Below are 18,201 nucleotides of genomic sequence, written 5' to 3'. Positions count from 1 at the left end.
ATGACAACGGGCGATAAATATCAGGTCAATGAGAAAGGCTATTACGGCCAGTACGGTGGAGCCTATATTCCAGAAATGCTGCATCCGAATGTAGAAGAACTGCAGCGGCGTTATAAGCAAATCATAGCGGAAGAAAGTTTTCAACGGGAGTTTCAGTCACTACTGAAAGATTATGTGGGCCGACCAACACCCCTGTATTTTGCAAAACGTCTTTCAGAACATTTCAAAGCAATAATTTATCTTAAAAGAGAAGACCTTTGTCATACCGGTGCTCATAAAATCAACAATACGGTCGGCCAGATCTTACTTGCAAAACGTTTGGGGAAAACCCGTATCATAGCGGAAACAGGTGCAGGGCAACACGGAGTTGCAACTGCCACCGTATGTGCATTAATGGGTATGCCCTGTGTCGTTTATATGGGCGAAGTGGATATCGCACGGCAAGCACCCAATGTACAGCGTATGAAGATGCTGGGTGCGGAAGTACGTCCTGCAACCAGCGGCAGTAAGACGCTGAAGGATGCTACCAACGAAGCGATGCGAGACTGGATTGCTAATCCTGTTGATACGCATTATATCATTGGCAGCGTGGTTGGACCGCATCCGTTTCCGGATATGGTCGCCTATTTTCAGAGTATCATTTCAGAAGAAATAAAAGTACAGTTAAAAGATAAAACAGGAAATGAGAATCCTGATTTCGTAGTAGCCTGTGTGGGCGGCGGCAGTAATGCAGCCGGTGCATTCTATCATTTTCTGCAGGACGATAAGGTGAAACTGGTGGCCGTGGAAGCCGCCGGCCATGGCGTCTATTCAGGGAAAAGCGCAGCAACGACCATATTGGGAAAGCCGGGTGTATTGCACGGAAGCAGGACCTTGTTCATGCAGACCGAAGACGGACAGGTGGTGGAGCCGCATTCCATTTCTGCCGGTTTGGATTATCCCGGAATCGGCCCGATACACGCCAATTTATTTGAAACCGGACGTGCCCTCTTCCTCAGTGCCACGGATGATGAAGCATTGGAGGCGGTGTTATTACTGTCAAGACTGGAAGGTATCATTCCTGCATTGGAGAGTGCACATGCCATTGCGGTACTTGATAGGATTGGAGCAAAAGAAGCTGATGTGGTGGTCGTTAATCTTTCCGGCCGGGGTGATAAAGACTTGGATACCTATTTAAAATCATTGAAGCTATAGACTCAAATGAACAGAATTAAAGAACTTTTTCAGCGAAAGCCGCATAATATACTCAGTGTTTTCAGTACAGCAGGATTTCCGGAACTGGAAAGTATCGTACCCGTGCTGGAACAGCTGCAGGCAAATGGGGTGGATATGGTGGAAATCGGAATGCCGTTTTCAGACCCGACGGCAGACGGTCCGGTGATTCAGCATTCCAACACCATCGCTATAGATAATGGAATGACATTGAGCGTCTTGTTTAGCCAGTTAAAAACTATCCGTGATAAAATTCACATACCACTGGTATTGATGGGATACATCAATCCGGCTATGCAATACGGTATCGATAATTTTCTCAAAGACGCCCATGACTGTGGCATTGATGGTGTTATTATTCCTGATTTGCCGTTATATGAGTACGAGACTTTCTACAGGGAAAAATTCAGTCAATATCAGATTCAAAATATTTTTCTGGTGACACCGCAGACATCGGAAGAACGCATCCGAAAAATAGATGCATTGACAGACGCATTCATCTACATCGTTTCTTCCAATGCCATTACCGGTGGTAATTCTTCTATTCAAACGGTTCAGACTGCCTATTTTGAACGCATACAAAATATGCAGCTGCTGAATCCGACACTTATCGGTTTCGGTATCCGAGATAAACAAACATTTGACGCAACTTGTCAGTATGCCAATGGAGCCATCATTGGAACCGCTTTTATTAATGCTATTGATATGTCTGATGATTTAAGCAAGGACATTCATTCTTTTATTCGTTCCATTCAATACGCTGATTAATGATTTTATGGAGGTCGTCATCCTAAAATATAATGCAGGTAACACGAAGAGCGTAGAACACGCTTTGCACCGAATTGGCATACAGCCTATCATTTCTGATGATGTGGAAGTGATTCAAAAAGCGGAAAAAGTCATCTTCCCGGGTGTCGGTCACGCTGAAGCCACCATGAAACACCTGAAAGAAATGAAGCTGGACGTTGTTATAAAAGAATTAAAACAACCCGTTTTAGGCATTTGCCTGGGGCAGCAGCTAATGTGTTCGCACAGCGAAGAAGGAGACGTGGAGTGCCTGAATATTTTTCCTGTAAAGGTTAAAAAGTTTCAGCAGGAGTTGACAAAATCAAAAATACATTTAAAGATTCCTCACATGGGCTGGAATACCATACAGCAACTATCTTCTCCGTTGTTTAAAGGCTTGGATGAAAATCATTATGTTTATTTTGTGCATAGTTATTACTGTGAAATGAGTGGCTGCACCATAGCCGCTTGCGATTATATTCTTCCTTTTGCAGCTGCTATGCAAAAAGATAATTTTTTTGCCGTTCAGTTTCACCCGGAAAAGAGTGCAGAGTCGGGCAGTAAAATTTTAGAAAACTTCATAAATATCTGATGATTAAATGCTTGCATATTGTTTAATGTGTTTTAGTTAACGATATACAATTCGTATATTTGTTTATCATTTTTTATACGAATATCTGTTTGTGTTTTTCCAACAGATAAAAAAGGAGTAGGTTTCATACACCACTAAAACAAAAAAGATAAATGAAGAATTTTTTTATCCTGTTGAGCTTTATGATGGCTCTGCATTTCAACTTGATTGCACTTGACGATAAAGAAAGAGGCAACGAAAGCGGGACACCCCCCGAAAGAAGAACCTGTAAGACAAAAATTCCGTCTTTAGAATGGGAAAATGATTTTCAGCAAAAAATCACCCGGTATGTAGCATCTCAAAATAATCCTCAGGCAAGGATAATGACGGATTATACCATTCCGGTGGTCGTACACGTAGTCTATTGGAATGCCACTCAGAATATCTCACAGGTACAGGTAAATTCACAGATTGATGTACTGAATAAAGATTATGCCGGTATCGGATTAAATGTCGGGGATGTTCCTGCTGAATTTTCATCACTTGTTTCCAATACCAATATTCAGTTTTGTATGGCTCAGAAAAAACCTGATGGAACGAATATGACAGAGCCGGGTATAGACAGAGTAGATGCACAATCAGTCGGATTTTCCAATCCCGGTACATTCGGATGGTTTAGTAATTATGTTGATGCCACAATCAAACCCGCTACCATCTGGGATCCAACAAAATATTGCAACATATGGGTCTTACCATTGGAAGATGGTACTTTGGGTTATGCTACCTTTCCGGCATCCTCCACCTTAAGCGGCATTTCAGCCCTTGACGCAGGCGGTCCCGATGATGACGGTGTAGTTATAGGTTATCTTTATTTTGGAGACAATACCGGTACGGTCACCGGTTCCGCACCGTATAACCGGGGCAGAACGACTTCGCATGAAATCGGTCACTGGCTCGGTCTCAGACATATTTGGGGAGATTTCAATTGCGGAACGGATTATTGTAATGACACACCCACCCAGCAATCAGAAAATTATGATTGCCCTTCGTTCCCGAGTGTTTCATGTACTAACGGACCAAATGGGGATATGTTTATGAATTTTATGGATTACACAGATGACCCGTGCATGTATATGTTTACACCCGATCAGCGCACGAGGATGCAAACGGCAATGGCCAATGGTACCTACAGATTCCCTCTTTCCTCTTCTAATGTCTGTACTATCATACCACAAGCCCCTGTTGCAAACTTTTCAACAAACAGAACCAGCATTTGCCCGGGAAATACGGTCACTTTTACAGATTTATCTGCAAATGCACCGACATCCTGGTTATGGACTTTCCCAGGTGGGACACCTTCTGCCTCGACTGCTCAAAATCCAACCATCACATATAATTCGGCAGGCACGTATGATGTTACCTTAAAAGCATCGAATGCCCTTGGAAATAATACGATCACCAAATCGGCTCATATAGTTGTTGGAAATCCTGCCGGCGCTTCTCTGCCCTTCTCAGAAGGATTTCAGAGTACGACCTTCCCTCCAACAGGATGGACCTTGTCATCTGCTTCGGGTTTCAACTGGTCAAGAACAACTGCTGCAGGTGGTTTTGGTACATCTACAGCAAGTATGTATAATAACAATTTTGACAATAATGCGAATAGTCTAAAGGATGACGTATTAACTCCTACGATTAATTTAAACGGTGCCGTAAATCCTAAGTTAAAATTTGATGTTGCGTACGCACCCTACCTGAGAATAAATGGTACCAGCAAGTTTGATACACTGGAAGTGCTGATTACTGATGTCTGTAGCGGAACTACCACCAGCTTTTACAAAAAAGGAGGAACTCAACTTGCTACAGCAGCGGCCACCTCAAATGGATTTACACCTACCACTTCTCAATGGAGACAGGATTCTGTATCGATACCCGCTCCGTATTTAAACAAATATGTCAAAGTAATTTTCAGAAATTATGGACTCTATGCGAATAATATTTATATCGATAATGTCAACTTGTATAGCAGTTCTTCCTCCACACCTACCGCCACTGCTTCATTTACCCTAAGCGACACAGCTGTTTGTGTTGGCGGAAATCTCCTATTCACCAATACCTCAACGGCATCAAGCGGGTCGCCGGATTCAGTTCGCTGGACAATCAACGGTGGTACTCCATCCACTTCAAATTCGATTACCACCGTATCTCCTGTTTTTAATACGGTAGGTACATATACTATAAGTCTGGTTGCATACAAATCTGGTAATGCGAGTTCACCTTATTCCAAATCAATTCGGGTGAAAGTATTTCCAACTGTAACGGTAAATTCATCCTCAATTTGTGCAGGTTCTACAGCCACTTTAACTGCCCAAGGCGCAACCGCTTATTCATGGACAGGCGGATTATCCGGTAATCCGGCTACCACTCCGGCATTGTCCTCCACCACAACGTATACCGTTACAGGTACAACAGGTGGCTGCAGTAAAACAGCCGTAGCGACTGTTACGGTTACAGCATTACCGAATGTTACTGTAAATTCACCGACCGTATGTTCCGGTAAAACAGCGACATTAACTGCGGGAGGCGCAACCGCTTATTCATGGACAGGCGGATTAAGCGGTAATCCGGCTTCCACTCCGGTATTATCCTCCACCACAACGTATGCCGTTACAGGTACAACAGGTGGCTGCAGTAAAACAGCCGTAGCGACTGTTACGGTTACTGCATTACCGATTGTTACTGTAAATTCTCCGACCATCTGCTCCGGTAAAACCGCCACATTGTCGGCCGGTGGCGCTACAACCTATACCTGGACAGCCGGATTGAGCGGTAATCCGGTAACAACACCTGTTTTAAATTCCACCACAACTTATACCGTAACGGGCATGGCAAATTCATGCAGCAAAACAGCAATAGCAACGGTTACAGTCAACACGACACCAGCGACGCCAACTATAACACAAAGCAACGATACTTTATACAGCAGTACCATTGTTGCAGGAGCGACGTATGAATGGTATAAAGGCGGTGTTCTGCAAACAACCACCAATTTCCCATTCTTTAAAATTACAACCTCAGGTGTTTACACAGTGAAAGTGATTAACGGTGCTTGCGCTTCCTCGATATCAAACAATTTTAATGCATCCCTGACTGCGGTTAAACTGAATCAGTTAAGTTTGTCATTTGCAGTTATTCCTAATCCGAATAACGGGATTTTTGAAATAAAAATCACTTCTGATAAAAATAATGACTATCAGCTGAAATTGTTTAATATGACCGGACAGGTATTGCTAAACGATGCTGTGAGGATAAGAATTGGGCAAAATTCCAGACTAATCAATGTATCCGGATTGGAAAATGGCATGTATTTCATCAGCATTATCGGAGATGAAGGGATGGCGACTCAAAATATTATCGTTCAATAAAAAATATTTTTTCTATTTTACAAGTCCGGCTTTCAGTCGGACTTTTTTATACAAAGAACAACCATGCTGATCATTCCTGCAATAGATATTATAGACGGAAAGTGTGTCCGATTGACGAAAGGAGATTATGATTCTAAAAAAATCTACAACGAGAATCCATTGGAAGTTGCCAAAGAATTTGAAGCCAACGGAATCAGTCATCTGCATCTGGTGGATCTGGATGGCGCCAAAAAAGGAGAAGTGGTCAACTGGAAAGTACTGGAGTCCATTGCTTCACAAACGAACCTGAAGATTGACTTTTCCGGTGGAATAAAAACAAAGGCTGCTGCCCAAAAGGCATACGATATAGGAGCAGCACAGATAACGGTAGGCAGCCTGGCGGTTAAAAACCCGGGTGAATTTGTGGATTGGATATGGGAATTCGGGGAAGAAAAGCTGATTTTGGGTGCAGATGTCATTAAGGATAAAATCGCCATTCATGGCTGGCAGGAAAGCAGCACAAAGGATATTTTTTCTTATTTGGATTTCTATTTTGAAGAAGGGATAGATTATGTGTTGTGTACCGATGTATCCAAAGATGGTATGTTGCAGGGGCCTTCCGTTGAATTATATCAGGAGATTATTGATGCATACGAGGGACTGAAGCTGATTGCCTCCGGTGGTGTGTCGGGTATGAATGATTTAATCCAATTAAAGGATATGGGTTGTTATGCCGCGATTGTAGGAAAGGCATTTTATGAAGGAAAGATTTCGCTGACAGAATTAAAAAGCATACAATAACTGCTTCTATGTTGACTAAACGCATTATACCTTGTTTGGATATCAAAGACGGACAAACCGTCAAAGGGGTGAATTTTGTCAACCTGATTCACGCCGGCAATCCGGTGGAACTGGCACAGGCTTATGTGGAACAGGGTGCGGATGAGTTGGTTTTTCTGGATATAACAGCTACAGTAGAGAAACGAAAGACATTGGTGAAGCTGGTGGAAAAGGTGGCGGAAGCCATTAATATACCGTTCACGGTTGGCGGCGGCATCTCGTCGACAGAAGATGTGGATGCCTTGCTGAGTGCCGGCGCTGATAAGGTTTCTATCAACTCATCTGCAGTCAAACGCCCTGAACTCATTGATGAATTGGCCGCTCAGTTCGGTTCTCAGTGCGTCGTCGTCGCGATTGATACGAAACTGGAAGATGACTGGAAAGTATATACACATGGAGGCAGAACATCCACGCCAATTTATACCAAAGACTGGGCAAAAGAGATACAGGAGCGCGGTGGCGGTGAAATTCTGCTGACTTCCATGAATCACGATGGCACTAAAAACGGATTTGCACTCGATATCACACGGTGGTGTTCGGACAATGTGTTGATTCCCATAATAGCCAGCGGGGGTGCCGGCAAAAAAGAGCATTTTGCCGATGTCTTTAAAATGGCTGCTGCAGATGCCGCCTTGGCGGCCAGTGTATTTCATTTCGGGGAAATTGAGATTCCGGATTTAAAGAATTATTTAAAAGAACAGGGAATTACGGTAAGAATATAAATCGTATTTTTGAGTATGCAAGCAGACTTCCAAAAATCATCCGACGGCTTATTGCCGGCCATCATTCAGGACTTCCAGACAGGTAAAGTACTGATGTTGGGATATATGAATGAAGAAAGTCTTGCTAAAACAAAGGAACTGAATAAGGTTACTTTTTTCTCCCGCACCAAAAACAGATTATGGACAAAAGGAGAGGAGAGCGGGAACTTTCTGGAAGTGATGGATATAAGACTGGATTGCGACAGCGATGCATTCTTGATAAAAGCGAAACCATCCGGCCCGGTTTGTCATACCGGCAATGATACCTGCTGGTATGAAAAAAATAAAGATGAATTTTCATTTTTACACTACCTGGAGGCTTTGATTCTGGACAGAAAGCAGCATCCGAAAGATAACTCCTATACCAATTTGTTATTCGACAAGGGCCTGAATAAAATTGCTCAGAAAGTCGGTGAAGAAGCGGTGGAAGTCGTGATTGAAGCGAAGGATAATAACGATGAATTATTCAAAGGGGAAGTTGCTGACTTATTCTTCCACCTGCTGGTTTTAATGGCGGAAAAGAATATTTCTTTGAATGAAGTGCTGACTGTCTTAAAAAACCGGCATAAATGATTCCTTACTCTTCTTCAATTTCTTAAATAGTGCTTTAATAGCCATTCCGGAACTAAATCAGGGTTAAGTGTTGTTTATATATCAAATCAAATTGTAAAATGAGTATCTGGAGAGTTCTGTTGAGTATTTTATTTCCTCCTCTGGCCGTTTATGACAAAGGCTGCGGAAGTATTGTCATAACATTTATCCTGACATTATTGGGATGGGTACCGGGTGTGATTGCCGCCCTCGTTATCCTGAACAATCCCAAGAGCTAATCTGTAAAAAGAGATTTTCATATTTCTCAACACCCCCCCCGACTGATTCCGGACGGCTTTTTATTCCTCTTTTCTTTTGGACGGACGAATGATTAAACGCAACGTTCTGTCATATGTGAAATAATTGTACAGCCAACCCAGTGTAACTGTGAGTTTGTTCCGGAAACCGACCAGCGTCATCACATGGACAAACAACCAGGCAAGCCATGCAATAAATCCGCCCATACGAACGCCTTTACTTTCCATCACGGCTTTATTCCTTCCGACCGTTGCCATAGAACCTTTATCGACGTATTTAAATGTCTTTATTTCCTGATTTTTTAATCCGCGCAGGATGTTATTAGCCACCAGATGGCCTTGCTGTATGGCTACAGGAGCGACCATAGGATGGCCTTTGGGGAAATCCTCCTGAGCCATGAAGGCCACATCGCCCAATGCATAAATATATTCAAATCCTTTTACCCGACAAAAATCATCAACGGCAATCCTGCTGTTTCCGGCAATTAAATCAGCGGAAAGCCCGGCTACCGGATTTCCTTTCACGCCGGCCGTCCAGATAACTGTATCGGTTTTAATTTTCTTCCCATTATTCAGCGCTAGTTCGCTGTCATTATATCCGGTCACCATGGTATTCAGCCAGACGTTGACACCAAAGTCCTTTACATATTTCAATGCCTTTTCAGAATTTTCCGGATGCATCGCCGATAGTAAACGGTCTCCCGCTTCAAATAAATGAATCTGCATCTTTCTGAAATCCAGTTCGGGGTAATCTTTAGGCAAGATATTTTTTCGCATTTCACCGATGGCTCCGGCTAATTCCACGCCGGTTGGGCCGCCTCCCACAATGGCTATGTTAATCAGTTCCTCTTTCTTGCTTTCATCAAATGTGAGCAATGCCTCTTCAAAATTTTCCAGAATATAGCTTCGCAAATCCAGCGCCTGCGGAATATCCTTCATCTGTTGCATCTTACCGGACTCCGCTTCTGAAAATTTAAAGAAGTTGGTGGTACTGCCGGTGGCTATCACCAGATAGTCAAAATGCAAATCACCGATGTCTGTATGTATTTTTTGATTTGCAGTATCTATCTCTTTAACTTCCGCCAACCGAAAAATCCCGTTTGGGATATCCTGCATGAATTTTCGCAAAGGATAGGCTATACTTCCTGGTTCCAGTCCGCCGGTAGCAACCTGATACAATAACGGCTGGAAGGTATGATAATTGTGTTTATCCAGTAAAACAATCTGGACATCCTGATTCTTGAGTGCCTTTGCCAGCTCAATGCCGCCAAATCCGCCGCCGATGATAACCACTCTCTTCTGACCTGTGTAAGGTATCTTTAAATCCATTTTTTAAATTTGTTACAAAAATATCCCAAAAAAACAGGATTTAGATGAAGACAATATTACGTTGCAACTATTTTTGTCTTTTTCTTTATCTTCGCTGTTCTTATATTTTATCCGTTCAATTCATTTAATATTCGCAATTATGGCACATATACACCTGATAAAGAAAGAAAATTACGGCATCATCCAGATGGACAGGGAGAAAGCAAACCCTATGAACCATGAATTTGTTGCAGAGATGAGGATTGCACTGAAAAATTTCATGGAAGATGACAGCATTGAAGGTGCCATCATAAACGGGAAAGAAAATTTCTTTTCTGCCGGGCTTGATTTGCCGGAGTTATATACATACGACGAAAAGCAGTTTGAGAAGTTTTGGCGAAATTTCATGGATTTGGTTTGTGATCTCGTGGCGTTCGATAAACCATTGATTGCATCCGTTAACGGACACTCGCCGGCAGGCGGCTGTATCATTGCCATCGGATGTGATTACAGGGTAATGGCGGAAGGTAATTATAAAATCGGACTGAATGAGATACCTATTGGCATAGTTGTGCCGCGCGGTGTTTTCGATATCTACAGTTACTGGATTGGCCAAAAGACAGCCTATCAGTACCTCATGGAGGGGAAATTATATTCTCCCGCACATGCCAAAGAGATGGGGCTTGTGGATGAAGTCGTACCGGCAGATCAGGTATTGGAAACTGCCGAAGCGAAACTGAAACAATATCTCGCCTTCAATCAGGCCGGATGGCGTATCACCAAACGCCAGTTAAGGCAAGACCAGCTGAAATCCATCAGCTCCATTTCTGATTTTGAGATGAAAACATTCCTGCAGCAATGGTGGAGTGAGCCGGTTCGGAAGAGCGTAGGCCAGTTTGTAGAGAATCTGAAGAAGAAATAAATTGCAAGATAAATTTCAATCTTTTGAAAACCGCTTATCGAAAGTGTACAAACGCATCGGTAAACTTGCCCGCAAACAACAGTTGGCTTGTTATCGGGTATATGATATTGATATGCCGGAATTCCCTTTTATCGTTGATGTCTATAAAGACTGCATTTATGTGGCTGAATATAAAAGTAAACATAAACTGTCAGAAGAAGAATACTCGGATTGGCTGGACACATCCCTTCAGATTATCCAGCAGGTATTTGAAGTCGGCAGAAAACATATTTTCCTCAAATTGAGGGAACGCCAGAAAGGGGAGCGCCAGTACTCCAAACTGAATCAGGAGAAAAAAGAAATGATAGTGGATGAAAACGGGTTGAGTTTTATTGTCAATCTTTCCGATTATTTAGATACAGGTTTGTTTTTGGATCATCGCATAACCCGTCAGAAGGTCAGAGAAATCGCAGATGGTAAACGCGTGTTGAATCTGTTTTCATACACCGGAAGCTTTTCCGTCTATGCCGCGGCAGGCGGAGCATCCAGAATAACGACCGTTGACTTATCGAAGACCTATATAAACTGGGCGAAACGGAATCTGACATACAATAAATTATACGATGACACCAAACATGAATTTATTCAGGAAGACGTGCTGCAGTATCTGAAAACAGTACCTTCCAATTCATATGATTTGATCATCCTGGATCCGCCCACATTTTCCAACAGTAAGAAAATGCCGGATGTTCTGGATATACAGCGTGACTATGCGGCAATCATAAACCGCTGTCTGGATGTGTTATCCAGAAATGGAGTGTTGTTGTTCAGTACGAATTACAGGGGATTTGAACTGGATGCGGAAAAACTGCAGACCAAAAACATCAAAGATATTACCAGGCAAACCACGCCGTTTGATTTTGAAGGGAAACTGAAACGCAAATGCTACTGGATAACAAAGTAATCCTTACTCCAACTTTAGGCCATATTTTTTGCAATAGGTTTCTTGTTCAGCATTATACGCAGGATATACTGCATTTGCCTTTACTTTTATCCTGGCGAGAATCGCTATTTTCTTATCTTTGAAATCTTTTGCTTCCAGTTCGGGGTCTTCTACAATTTTCAACAAATCACCATATTCATGTTCCGCTATATCTTTATAAAACAGGAATAATTTTTTCGCCGCATCGAGATAAGCGGTTTCATTATTGTAAGCTTTCAGGCTATCCGTAAAGGTGATGCTTCTGTTTATTTCAAACTTTAGGATTTTTAGATTAAGTTCTGATACGCTTTGATTAAAATTATAAACTTCCGTACCGATATTCTGCTGTGCTTCCAAAATGGACTGATGGTACGTAAAAGCATCGATGTTGTAATTCTGAGAATAACAACTTACTACGGAGCATAGAAATAAACCAAGAGTGTAAAACCTTTGCATTAACGGAGAATTTATGCAAATATATCAATTAAAATGCCAATTTGAAGGATGTAACCATTTAGAAGGGTTTTTTGACTTAATGATTCATTTTCTTCAATTCATGGATGACATCCGTGAAGAATACACGGGCATCAAAATTTGGATTTCCGAAAAACTGCGTTAATCCTACCATATCCGCGTGGCTAACGGAGGAGGCAGCATCTGTTTGAATCAATCCTCTGTAGTTTCCCCATTTGCAGGATTCTATACCCACCATGCCGTCATTCTTGCCTTCATAGGGACGAATGATGTAGGCGATTGTTTTCCATAGTATATTGGGGTATTCCTTGCTGACATGGCTGGCATAACTCTGGTAATATACTTTGGACGAATCCGGGACCTCTTCATTAAACTGTTTCATACTCTGTGTGGTAACCTGCACCACCGCTCGAAGACTATCCGGTCTCTTGTCACCCATCAGTGTGGCATACAGGTTTACCAGGCGGGCTGTTGCAAATTTAGGTAAAGGCAGCCTTCCCAAAATAATATCTGCCAGATGAGTGCCCTGATGGGGAGAGCCTAACGTAGTGATGCTGGATATGTGCTCGTCCATTCCAAGCCTGCTGGCAATATAACGTGCTTCCAGACCTCCCTTGGAGTGACCGATGATATTTATCTTGTCTTTCTTCGTTTTTTCCAGAATATCCAGTATCCTGAATTTTAATTTCAACGCATTGTCCGGAATGGAAATAAAGGCCTCCTGATGTGCGGTATACACATCACAGCCGTGTTGTTTCAGATGGTCGGGAATCAATCCCCAATAGTGTAATACCCTGTTATGGTCGTGAAATCCTAATCCGCTGACTAATATTACAGGATATTTCGTGTCGCAATGGGATAGTTTTTGTGCTTCTGTCATCGTTTTTTATGCTTTCTAATCTAATTCTTTATTGTTACACGATATTTTTAAAGGAATGCAATTTTAAAATATGTCTCCTAAAAAGCAAACCTTTTGCCGATAACTTTTTGGCTTAACCATGAATTAATATGAAAATAGTTGTATTTTAAACAAATTCTATTTTAATTTGTACTCATGAATAAAATATTTTACTACGGCTATTACTTCTTTCGCTCTTAAGCGGGACTAATAATATTGTAGTTTACTATAAAATAAAAAGTCCCGATTCATTCGGGACTTTTTTTATACCACCAATATGAAACCAACAATAGCGATACAGGGATTTGAAGCGTCTTTCCATGAGATAGCAGCCATACAGTTTTTCGGAAAAGAAATTGAAACGGTGGAGTGCGCCTCTTTCCCCAAACTGTTTGATGTCATGAAAAACAATCAGGCGGATTATGCGGTCTGTGCGATCGAAAACTCTTTGGCCGGTTCCATATTGCCAAATTATGCTTCGCTTCGAAATTCAAACTTATCCATCATAGGGGAATTATACCTGCGAATTGAAATGAACCTGATGGCACAGCCCGGGCAAGCTATCCGGGATATAGATGAAGTGCATTCCCATCCGATGGCTTTGCTGCAATGCAGAGTTTTCTTTGATAATTATCCTGAAATCCAGCTGATAGAATCCAATGATACGGCATTAAGCGCTAAAGAAATTAAAGAGCATCACATCAAACACAGGGGAGCAGTTGCCAGCAAGCGGGCAGCAGAGTTGTATGAACTGGAGATTTTAGCAGAAGATATTCACGACAATAAACGGAATTTTACCCGTTTTTTGGTGCTGGCAGATATTGCCAAACAGTCAAAAGAATTGATAGATTTTAATAAAGCTTCTCTTAGTTTCAGGGCACACCATCATCCAGGTAGTTTAGCTAAAGTCCTGACGACAATTGGAACCCACAACATCAACCTTACCAAGATACAGTCACTTCCCTTTATTGGGGAAGAATGGCAATATTATATGTATGCAGATTTGGAAATTGAACGTAGGGAGGATTACCAAAAAATGCTGGTTGAAATAGTGCCGCTGACAAAAGAATTAAAAGTTTTAGGAGAATATAAACAAGGAGAAAAATTACAATAAGATGATTATTCCACCGGCTGATAAATTACAGCATATCAATGAATACTACTTCTCCGCCAAGTTGAAGCAGATAGCCCAATTGCGCGCAGAAGGGAAAGATATTCTGAATTTAGGAATCGGCAATCCCGACCAGGCACCGTCTGAACAAACCATTGAAGCATTAAAGAAATCAGCGGAGCATCCCAAGAATCACGGGTATCAGAGTTATATAGGCATCCCAGCCTTGCGAAAGGCTATGAGCAATTGGTATAAGTCCACATATGACGTTACATTAAATCCGGATACCGAAATATTGCCGCTGCTGGGTTCCAAAGAAGGCATCTCCCATATTTCCAATGCTTACTTAAATCCTGGCGACAAAGTGTTGGTTCCGAATCCCGGATATCCTACTTATACCGCTGCTGCATATTTGGCAGGTGCGGATCCGGTTTTTTATGATCTGGATGAAACAAATGGCTGGGCTCCTGATTTTTCCAATCTCAACGAAGCCACTTTACGCGATGCAAAATTACTCTGGATCAATTATCCCAATATGCCTACAGGCGCAAAGGGAAATGAGGCGATTTTTAAGACACTTGTTGAGGTGGCTAAGGAATTCAATATTTTAGTTATAAACGACAATCCATACAGCCTTGTGCTGAATGAAGGTATGCCGGTTTCCATTTTCCAGACGGAGGGAGCGATGGATGTTTGCCTGGAACTGAATTCTTTAAGTAAATCACACAACCTCGCCGGTGCACGTATTGGTATGGTCAGTGGCCAAAAAGCCTACATCGATACCATTTTGAAAGTGAAAAGCAATGTAGACAGCGGTATGTATCTACCCTTGCAGGTAGCGGCGATAGCAGCCTTATCCAACAGTGCTGAATGGCATGAGCAACGCAATAATGAATACAGAAAAAGAAGAACCTATGCCCACCAGATTATGGATACATTAGGTTGTGTATATGATAAGGGACAAATCGGCATGTTCATATGGGCAAAAATTCCGGATACATACTGTCATGTTGAAGAGCTGACAGAAAAAGTATTGCATGAAGCGAATGTATTCATCACACCGGGATTTATTTTTGGAAGCAAGGGAGAACGATATATCCGTATTTCCCTATGCAGTCCGGAAAAAGATTTGAAAGAAGCATTGGACAGAATCATTAAATTGAACTAACACATGAAAATAGCCATTATCGGTATCGGTTTAATAGGCGGTTCTGCAGCCATAGATTTGCGCGCGGCAAATTTTGCCGATTCGTATACGGGTGTCGGACGAAGTAAAGCGAACAGTGAACTGGCAGTGGAATTGGGTTTAGTGGACGAAATCCTTTCAAGAGAAGATGCCGTTCAACAGGCGGATTTAATTATTCTGACGGTTCCGGTAAACAGTTTGATGGAAGAATTGAAATTCGTGTTGGATCATATTCAGCCGCATCAGACGGTGACCGATATGGGTTCTACGAAAGGGCATATCATCGATGCCATCAAAGACCACCCGAAGAGAAACCGATACGTCGCCTCACATCCGATGGCAGGAACCGAGAATTCCGGTCCGGGTGCCGCTATTCCGAACTTATTCCGCAACAAGGTTTGCATCATCTGTGATAAGGAAAACAGTGATGCAGATGCCGTAACATTGGTTGAAAATATGTATCGGATATTGGGAATGCATTTGAAATATATGGATGCGCAACAACATGATATGCATGCGGCTTATATATCCCACATATCCCACATCAGCTCTTTCGTGCTGGCAGCTACCGTGCTTGAAAAAGAAAAAGATGAAGAGGCCATTCTTGAAATGGCGGGCGGTGGTTTTGAAAGCACCGTGAGGCTTGCCAAGAGTTCACCCGAGATGTGGGCACCCATCTTTCACCAAAACAAGAATTATTTACTGGAAGTCATGGATACTTATATTGAAAAGATGTATCATTTCAGAAACCTGATCAATAAAAATAAAAACGAAGAATTGCTGAACTTTATGAAACAAGCCAATGAAATCCGGAAAATATTGAAATAGGCAATTATCAATCCACCTTTAATAAATAGTAATGTTTTAGTGGTATGTGAAGAGAATAAAACAATTGAATTAATTTAGCAGAACTGTATCCATTTCATAAAAAAATAAATAACGAATCATATGAGTAACTTATCCATTATCCCACTGAAAGACTGGGGATTTAATTTCGAAAGACCTGTGATAATTTCCGGACCATGTTCTTGTGAAACAGAAGAACAGATGACAGAGACCGCCAGGCGCCTGGGTGGAATCGGAATTGATGTGCTGCGAGCCGGCATCTGGAAGCCGCGTACCCGGCCGGGTATGTTTGAAGGCATCGGCAGGGAAGGTTTATCCTGGCTGGTGAATGCCGGTAAGGAAATCGGGAAACCAACCACCGTGGAAGTGGCTACTGCACAACATGTGGAAGAATCGCTGGAAGCAGGAGTCGATATACTCTGGATCGGAGCTCGCACCACCGTAAATCCCTTTTCCGTTCAGGAAATTGCGGATGCCCTGCGGGGTGTAGATATACCGGTTTTGGTAAAAAATCCCATCAATCCGGATTTGCAGTTGTGGCTGGGCAGTATGGAACGCTTGAATGCTGTTGGCATTAAACGCTTAGGCGCCATCCATCGTGGATTTTCATCGTATGAGAAATCCAAGTACCGCAACAAGCCTATGTGGGAACTGCCGGTTGAACTTCGCCGCTTATATCCTAATATGCCGATTATCGTGGATCCATCGCACATCTGCGGATCCCGCGAGTTGATTCCTTCCGTATCTCAAAAAGCACTGGACCTTGATTTTGACGGTTTGATGATTGAAGCTCACCGCGATCCGGACAATGCATGGAGTGACGCACAACAGCAAGTTACACCGGAACGTTTAGGTGAAATTTTATCAGCTCTAATCGTTCGTTCCAGCAAACTGGATGACTATGCAGAAAATAAACTGGAATCCTTACGAGCACAGATTGACAGAATTGATAACTATATGCTGGAAATAATGGGCGAACGGATGGATATTGCCAGAAAGATAGGAGAGTTCAAACGCGATAACGGCATCACCATCCTGCAGACCAACCGCTGGGATGAAATTATCCATGACCGTATCAAGAAAGCAGCTAAAAAAGAACTGACGGAAGACTTTGTAAAAGACATGATGGAAGCCATTCACCAGGAATCTATACGTCATCAGACAAAAATTATGAACAATATTTTAGCTGAATAGTAAGGGTATTGTATAAGTAGTTGAAAATCAATTAAATGTGTATTTTTGTCGTTTTTTGCAAATGTTAGTAGATTAATGCCTTACAAGTTGGCTGTAACCCGATTGTTAGATAGTTTATTAAATTTGACCAACTTATTTATCATCTAAATCAAAAAACAATGGACACATCGAAAATGATTCAGGCGTACTGCCTTAAAACGAAGGAAAAAAATGTACCTATGCACGATGCGGTAATTACCAAAACGTCCAGAGGTGGTTATTTGGCTTCCGGAAATGATGGCAAAGGCAATAAAATGGCTGCTATATTAGGTGAAGCTAAAGCACTGCAGGCAATTAAAGACGGCGTTGCTAAAAAAGGATTCTAATCTATCCTTAACAAGTTTTTAAGATAAAAAGTCAACCCCGGTGGTTGACTTTTTCTATTTTTGAAGTATGGAAAATTTTACCCGATATTTTCTTTTAATTTTTTTATTTTTTTCTGCCATAGATACCGGAGCACAAACCGCCAGAGAATCATTCAAAGCATTGGAGCAGCAGCATAAAGAATGCGAGAAATTTAAGGCTGATTCGGTAAATTGCCACAGAATTTATCTGCAGCAACTGGACAGCATCATGCTCATTGTATTTGAGAAGGTGAAAGTCAATCTGCCGTCTGAGCAGAAAGCAAAAATCATCAAAGAACAACTGAGCTGGAGTGCACAAAAAAACAGTTTCTTTAAAAAGCAGGATGAAAATTTTGTCTACAACCTGCAGGAAGGAATCTGGACGAAGGATATGATAAGGATAACCTATGCAACCAAGTCTGATTTTGTCCGTAAAAGGCTTTTAACCTTGCTGAAACAGGTACAGGAATAGATATGTATGAATTGATGGAAGGATTTC

At 42.0% G+C, this 18,201-nt stretch carries 19 protein-coding genes; 16 read left to right on the top strand and 3 right to left on the bottom strand.

Features of this window, described 5'->3' with window-relative positions; genetic code table 11:
• The 8 genes from trpB (at nt 1) to IPM95_01890 (ending at nt 8,401) form a co-directional block, all read left to right on the top strand.
• On the top strand, nt 1-1,194 hold the full coding sequence (gene trpB / locus IPM95_01925; GenBank protein MBK9328075.1) for a tryptophan synthase subunit beta: 1,194 nt from the start codon (nt 1-3) through the stop codon (nt 1,192-1,194).
• A 6-nt stretch (nt 1,195-1,200) separates the two neighbouring features.
• Nucleotides 1,201-1,980: a tryptophan synthase subunit alpha gene (locus IPM95_01920; GenBank protein MBK9328074.1), complete on the top strand. Its 780-nt coding sequence runs from the start codon at nt 1,201-1,203 to the stop codon at nt 1,978-1,980.
• Between the two features lie 7 nt (nt 1,981-1,987).
• Complete coding sequence (hisH, locus tag IPM95_01915; GenBank protein ID MBK9328073.1) at nt 1,988-2,590, top strand: imidazole glycerol phosphate synthase subunit HisH; 603 nt, start codon at nt 1,988-1,990, stop codon at nt 2,588-2,590.
• Nucleotides 2,591-2,742: 152 nt separating this feature from the next.
• Nucleotides 2,743-5,991: a PKD domain-containing protein gene (locus tag IPM95_01910; protein MBK9328072.1), complete on the top strand. Its 3,249-nt coding sequence runs from the start codon at nt 2,743-2,745 to the stop codon at nt 5,989-5,991.
• Nucleotides 5,992-6,054: 63 nt separating this feature from the next.
• On the top strand, nt 6,055-6,771 hold the full coding sequence (gene hisA, locus IPM95_01905; GenBank protein ID MBK9328071.1) for a 1-(5-phosphoribosyl)-5-[(5-phosphoribosylamino)methylideneamino]imidazole-4-carboxamide isomerase: 717 nt from the start codon (nt 6,055-6,057) through the stop codon (nt 6,769-6,771).
• Nucleotides 6,772-6,779: 8 nt separating this feature from the next.
• Nucleotides 6,780-7,532, top strand: coding sequence for an imidazole glycerol phosphate synthase subunit HisF (gene hisF / locus IPM95_01900; protein ID MBK9328070.1), 753 nt, complete (start codon nt 6,780-6,782; stop codon nt 7,530-7,532).
• Nucleotides 7,533-7,547: 15 nt separating this feature from the next.
• The gene (locus tag IPM95_01895) at nt 7,548-8,144 is read left to right on the top strand and encodes a bifunctional phosphoribosyl-AMP cyclohydrolase/phosphoribosyl-ATP diphosphatase HisIE (GenBank protein MBK9328069.1); all 597 of its coding nucleotides are present in this window, start codon (nt 7,548-7,550) and stop codon (nt 8,142-8,144) included.
• A gap of 98 nt (nt 8,145-8,242) precedes the next feature.
• Nucleotides 8,243-8,401 (top strand): YqaE/Pmp3 family membrane protein, encoded by a 159-nt coding sequence (locus IPM95_01890; GenBank protein ID MBK9328068.1) that lies wholly within the window; start codon nt 8,243-8,245, stop codon nt 8,399-8,401.
• A 60-nt stretch (nt 8,402-8,461) separates the two neighbouring features.
• On the opposite strand, the gene IPM95_01885 is transcribed toward IPM95_01890, so the two are convergent.
• Complete coding sequence (locus tag IPM95_01885) at nt 8,462-9,748, bottom strand: NAD(P)/FAD-dependent oxidoreductase (protein MBK9328067.1); 1,287 nt, start codon at nt 9,746-9,748, stop codon at nt 8,462-8,464.
• A gap of 139 nt (nt 9,749-9,887) precedes the next feature.
• On the opposite strand from IPM95_01885, the gene IPM95_01880 reads away from it, so the two are divergent.
• Nucleotides 9,888-10,649 carry an enoyl-CoA hydratase/isomerase family protein gene (locus IPM95_01880; protein ID MBK9328066.1) on the top strand — a complete coding sequence of 254 codons (762 nt, stop codon included), beginning with the start codon at nt 9,888-9,890 and terminating at the stop codon, nt 10,647-10,649.
• 112 nt (nt 10,650-10,761) lie between these two features.
• Nucleotides 10,762-11,592, top strand: a complete 831-nt coding sequence (locus IPM95_01875) for a class I SAM-dependent methyltransferase (GenBank protein MBK9328065.1) — start codon at nt 10,762-10,764, stop codon at nt 11,590-11,592.
• Nucleotides 11,593-11,595: 3 nt separating this feature from the next.
• On the opposite strand, the gene IPM95_01870 is transcribed toward IPM95_01875, so the two are convergent.
• A complete protein-coding gene (locus IPM95_01870) occupies nt 11,596-12,066 on the bottom strand; it encodes a hypothetical protein (protein MBK9328064.1) in 471 nt (156 codons plus the stop codon).
• A 76-nt stretch (nt 12,067-12,142) separates the two neighbouring features.
• Nucleotides 12,143-12,964 (bottom strand): alpha/beta fold hydrolase, encoded by an 822-nt coding sequence (locus tag IPM95_01865; GenBank protein MBK9328063.1) that lies wholly within the window; start codon nt 12,962-12,964, stop codon nt 12,143-12,145.
• A 295-nt stretch (nt 12,965-13,259) separates the two neighbouring features.
• On the opposite strand from IPM95_01865, the gene IPM95_01860 reads away from it, so the two are divergent.
• The 6 genes from IPM95_01860 to IPM95_01835 all read left to right on the top strand — a co-directional run bounded on the left by IPM95_01860 (nt 13,260) and on the right by IPM95_01835 (nt 18,174).
• Nucleotides 13,260-14,096 carry a prephenate dehydratase gene (locus IPM95_01860; GenBank protein MBK9328062.1) on the top strand — a complete coding sequence of 279 codons (837 nt, stop codon included), beginning with the start codon at nt 13,260-13,262 and terminating at the stop codon, nt 14,094-14,096.
• Nucleotide 14,097: 1 nt separating this feature from the next.
• Nucleotides 14,098-15,261, top strand: coding sequence for an aminotransferase class I/II-fold pyridoxal phosphate-dependent enzyme (locus IPM95_01855; GenBank protein ID MBK9328061.1), 1,164 nt, complete (start codon nt 14,098-14,100; stop codon nt 15,259-15,261).
• 3 nt (nt 15,262-15,264) lie between these two features.
• The gene (locus tag IPM95_01850; GenBank protein ID MBK9328060.1) at nt 15,265-16,107 is read left to right on the top strand and encodes a prephenate dehydrogenase; all 843 of its coding nucleotides are present in this window, start codon (nt 15,265-15,267) and stop codon (nt 16,105-16,107) included.
• A 120-nt stretch (nt 16,108-16,227) separates the two neighbouring features.
• Nucleotides 16,228-17,319, top strand: a complete 1,092-nt coding sequence (locus IPM95_01845) for a bifunctional 3-deoxy-7-phosphoheptulonate synthase/chorismate mutase type II (protein MBK9328059.1) — start codon at nt 16,228-16,230, stop codon at nt 17,317-17,319.
• Between the two features lie 158 nt (nt 17,320-17,477).
• Nucleotides 17,478-17,684 carry a hypothetical protein gene (locus tag IPM95_01840; GenBank protein ID MBK9328058.1) on the top strand — a complete coding sequence of 69 codons (207 nt, stop codon included), beginning with the start codon at nt 17,478-17,480 and terminating at the stop codon, nt 17,682-17,684.
• Nucleotides 17,685-17,751: 67 nt separating this feature from the next.
• Nucleotides 17,752-18,174 (top strand): hypothetical protein, encoded by a 423-nt coding sequence (locus tag IPM95_01835; protein ID MBK9328057.1) that lies wholly within the window; start codon nt 17,752-17,754, stop codon nt 18,172-18,174.
• Nucleotides 18,175-18,201: the final 27 nt, after the last annotated feature.

The organism is Sphingobacteriales bacterium, from assembly GCA_016719635.1.
Lineage (GTDB): Bacteria > Bacteroidota > Bacteroidia > Chitinophagales > JADIYW01 > JADJSS01.
Note: the sequence above shows the minus strand (reverse complement) of the source record. Positions and strands in the feature narration are given on the sequence as shown.

What these genes read in the sequence shown, in the direction of transcription:
- IPM95_01845 (MBK9328059.1), top strand. Translation starts at nt 16,228, where the DNA reads ATGAGTAACTTATCCATTATCCCACTGAAAGACTGGGGATTTAATTTC.
- IPM95_01860 (MBK9328062.1), top strand. Translation starts at nt 13,260, where the DNA reads ATGAAACCAACAATAGCGATACAGGGATTTGAAGCGTCTTTCCATGAG.
- IPM95_01865 (MBK9328063.1), bottom strand. Translation starts at nt 12,964, where the DNA reads ATGACAGAAGCACAAAAACTATCCCATTGCGACACGAAATATCCTGTA.
- IPM95_01870 (MBK9328064.1), bottom strand. Translation starts at nt 12,066, where the DNA reads ATGCAAAGGTTTTACACTCTTGGTTTATTTCTATGCTCCGTAGTAAGT.
- hisF (MBK9328070.1), top strand. Translation starts at nt 6,780, where the DNA reads ATGTTGACTAAACGCATTATACCTTGTTTGGATATCAAAGACGGACAA.
- IPM95_01895 (MBK9328069.1), top strand. Translation starts at nt 7,548, where the DNA reads ATGCAAGCAGACTTCCAAAAATCATCCGACGGCTTATTGCCGGCCATC.
- IPM95_01910 (MBK9328072.1), top strand. Translation starts at nt 2,743, where the DNA reads ATGAAGAATTTTTTTATCCTGTTGAGCTTTATGATGGCTCTGCATTTC.
- IPM95_01920 (MBK9328074.1), top strand. Translation starts at nt 1,201, where the DNA reads ATGAACAGAATTAAAGAACTTTTTCAGCGAAAGCCGCATAATATACTC.
- IPM95_01855 (MBK9328061.1), top strand. Translation starts at nt 14,098, where the DNA reads ATGATTATTCCACCGGCTGATAAATTACAGCATATCAATGAATACTAC.
- hisA (MBK9328071.1), top strand. Translation starts at nt 6,055, where the DNA reads ATGCTGATCATTCCTGCAATAGATATTATAGACGGAAAGTGTGTCCGA.
- hisH (MBK9328073.1), top strand. Translation starts at nt 1,988, where the DNA reads ATGGAGGTCGTCATCCTAAAATATAATGCAGGTAACACGAAGAGCGTA.
- IPM95_01880 (MBK9328066.1), top strand. Translation starts at nt 9,888, where the DNA reads ATGGCACATATACACCTGATAAAGAAAGAAAATTACGGCATCATCCAG.
- IPM95_01850 (MBK9328060.1), top strand. Translation starts at nt 15,265, where the DNA reads ATGAAAATAGCCATTATCGGTATCGGTTTAATAGGCGGTTCTGCAGCC.
- IPM95_01885 (MBK9328067.1), bottom strand. Translation starts at nt 9,748, where the DNA reads ATGGATTTAAAGATACCTTACACAGGTCAGAAGAGAGTGGTTATCATC.
- IPM95_01840 (MBK9328058.1), top strand. Translation starts at nt 17,478, where the DNA reads ATGGACACATCGAAAATGATTCAGGCGTACTGCCTTAAAACGAAGGAA.
- IPM95_01890 (MBK9328068.1), top strand. Translation starts at nt 8,243, where the DNA reads ATGAGTATCTGGAGAGTTCTGTTGAGTATTTTATTTCCTCCTCTGGCC.
- IPM95_01835 (MBK9328057.1), top strand. Translation starts at nt 17,752, where the DNA reads ATGGAAAATTTTACCCGATATTTTCTTTTAATTTTTTTATTTTTTTCT.
- trpB (MBK9328075.1), top strand. Translation starts at nt 1, where the DNA reads ATGACAACGGGCGATAAATATCAGGTCAATGAGAAAGGCTATTACGGC.
- IPM95_01875 (MBK9328065.1), top strand. Translation starts at nt 10,762, where the DNA reads ATGCCGGAATTCCCTTTTATCGTTGATGTCTATAAAGACTGCATTTAT.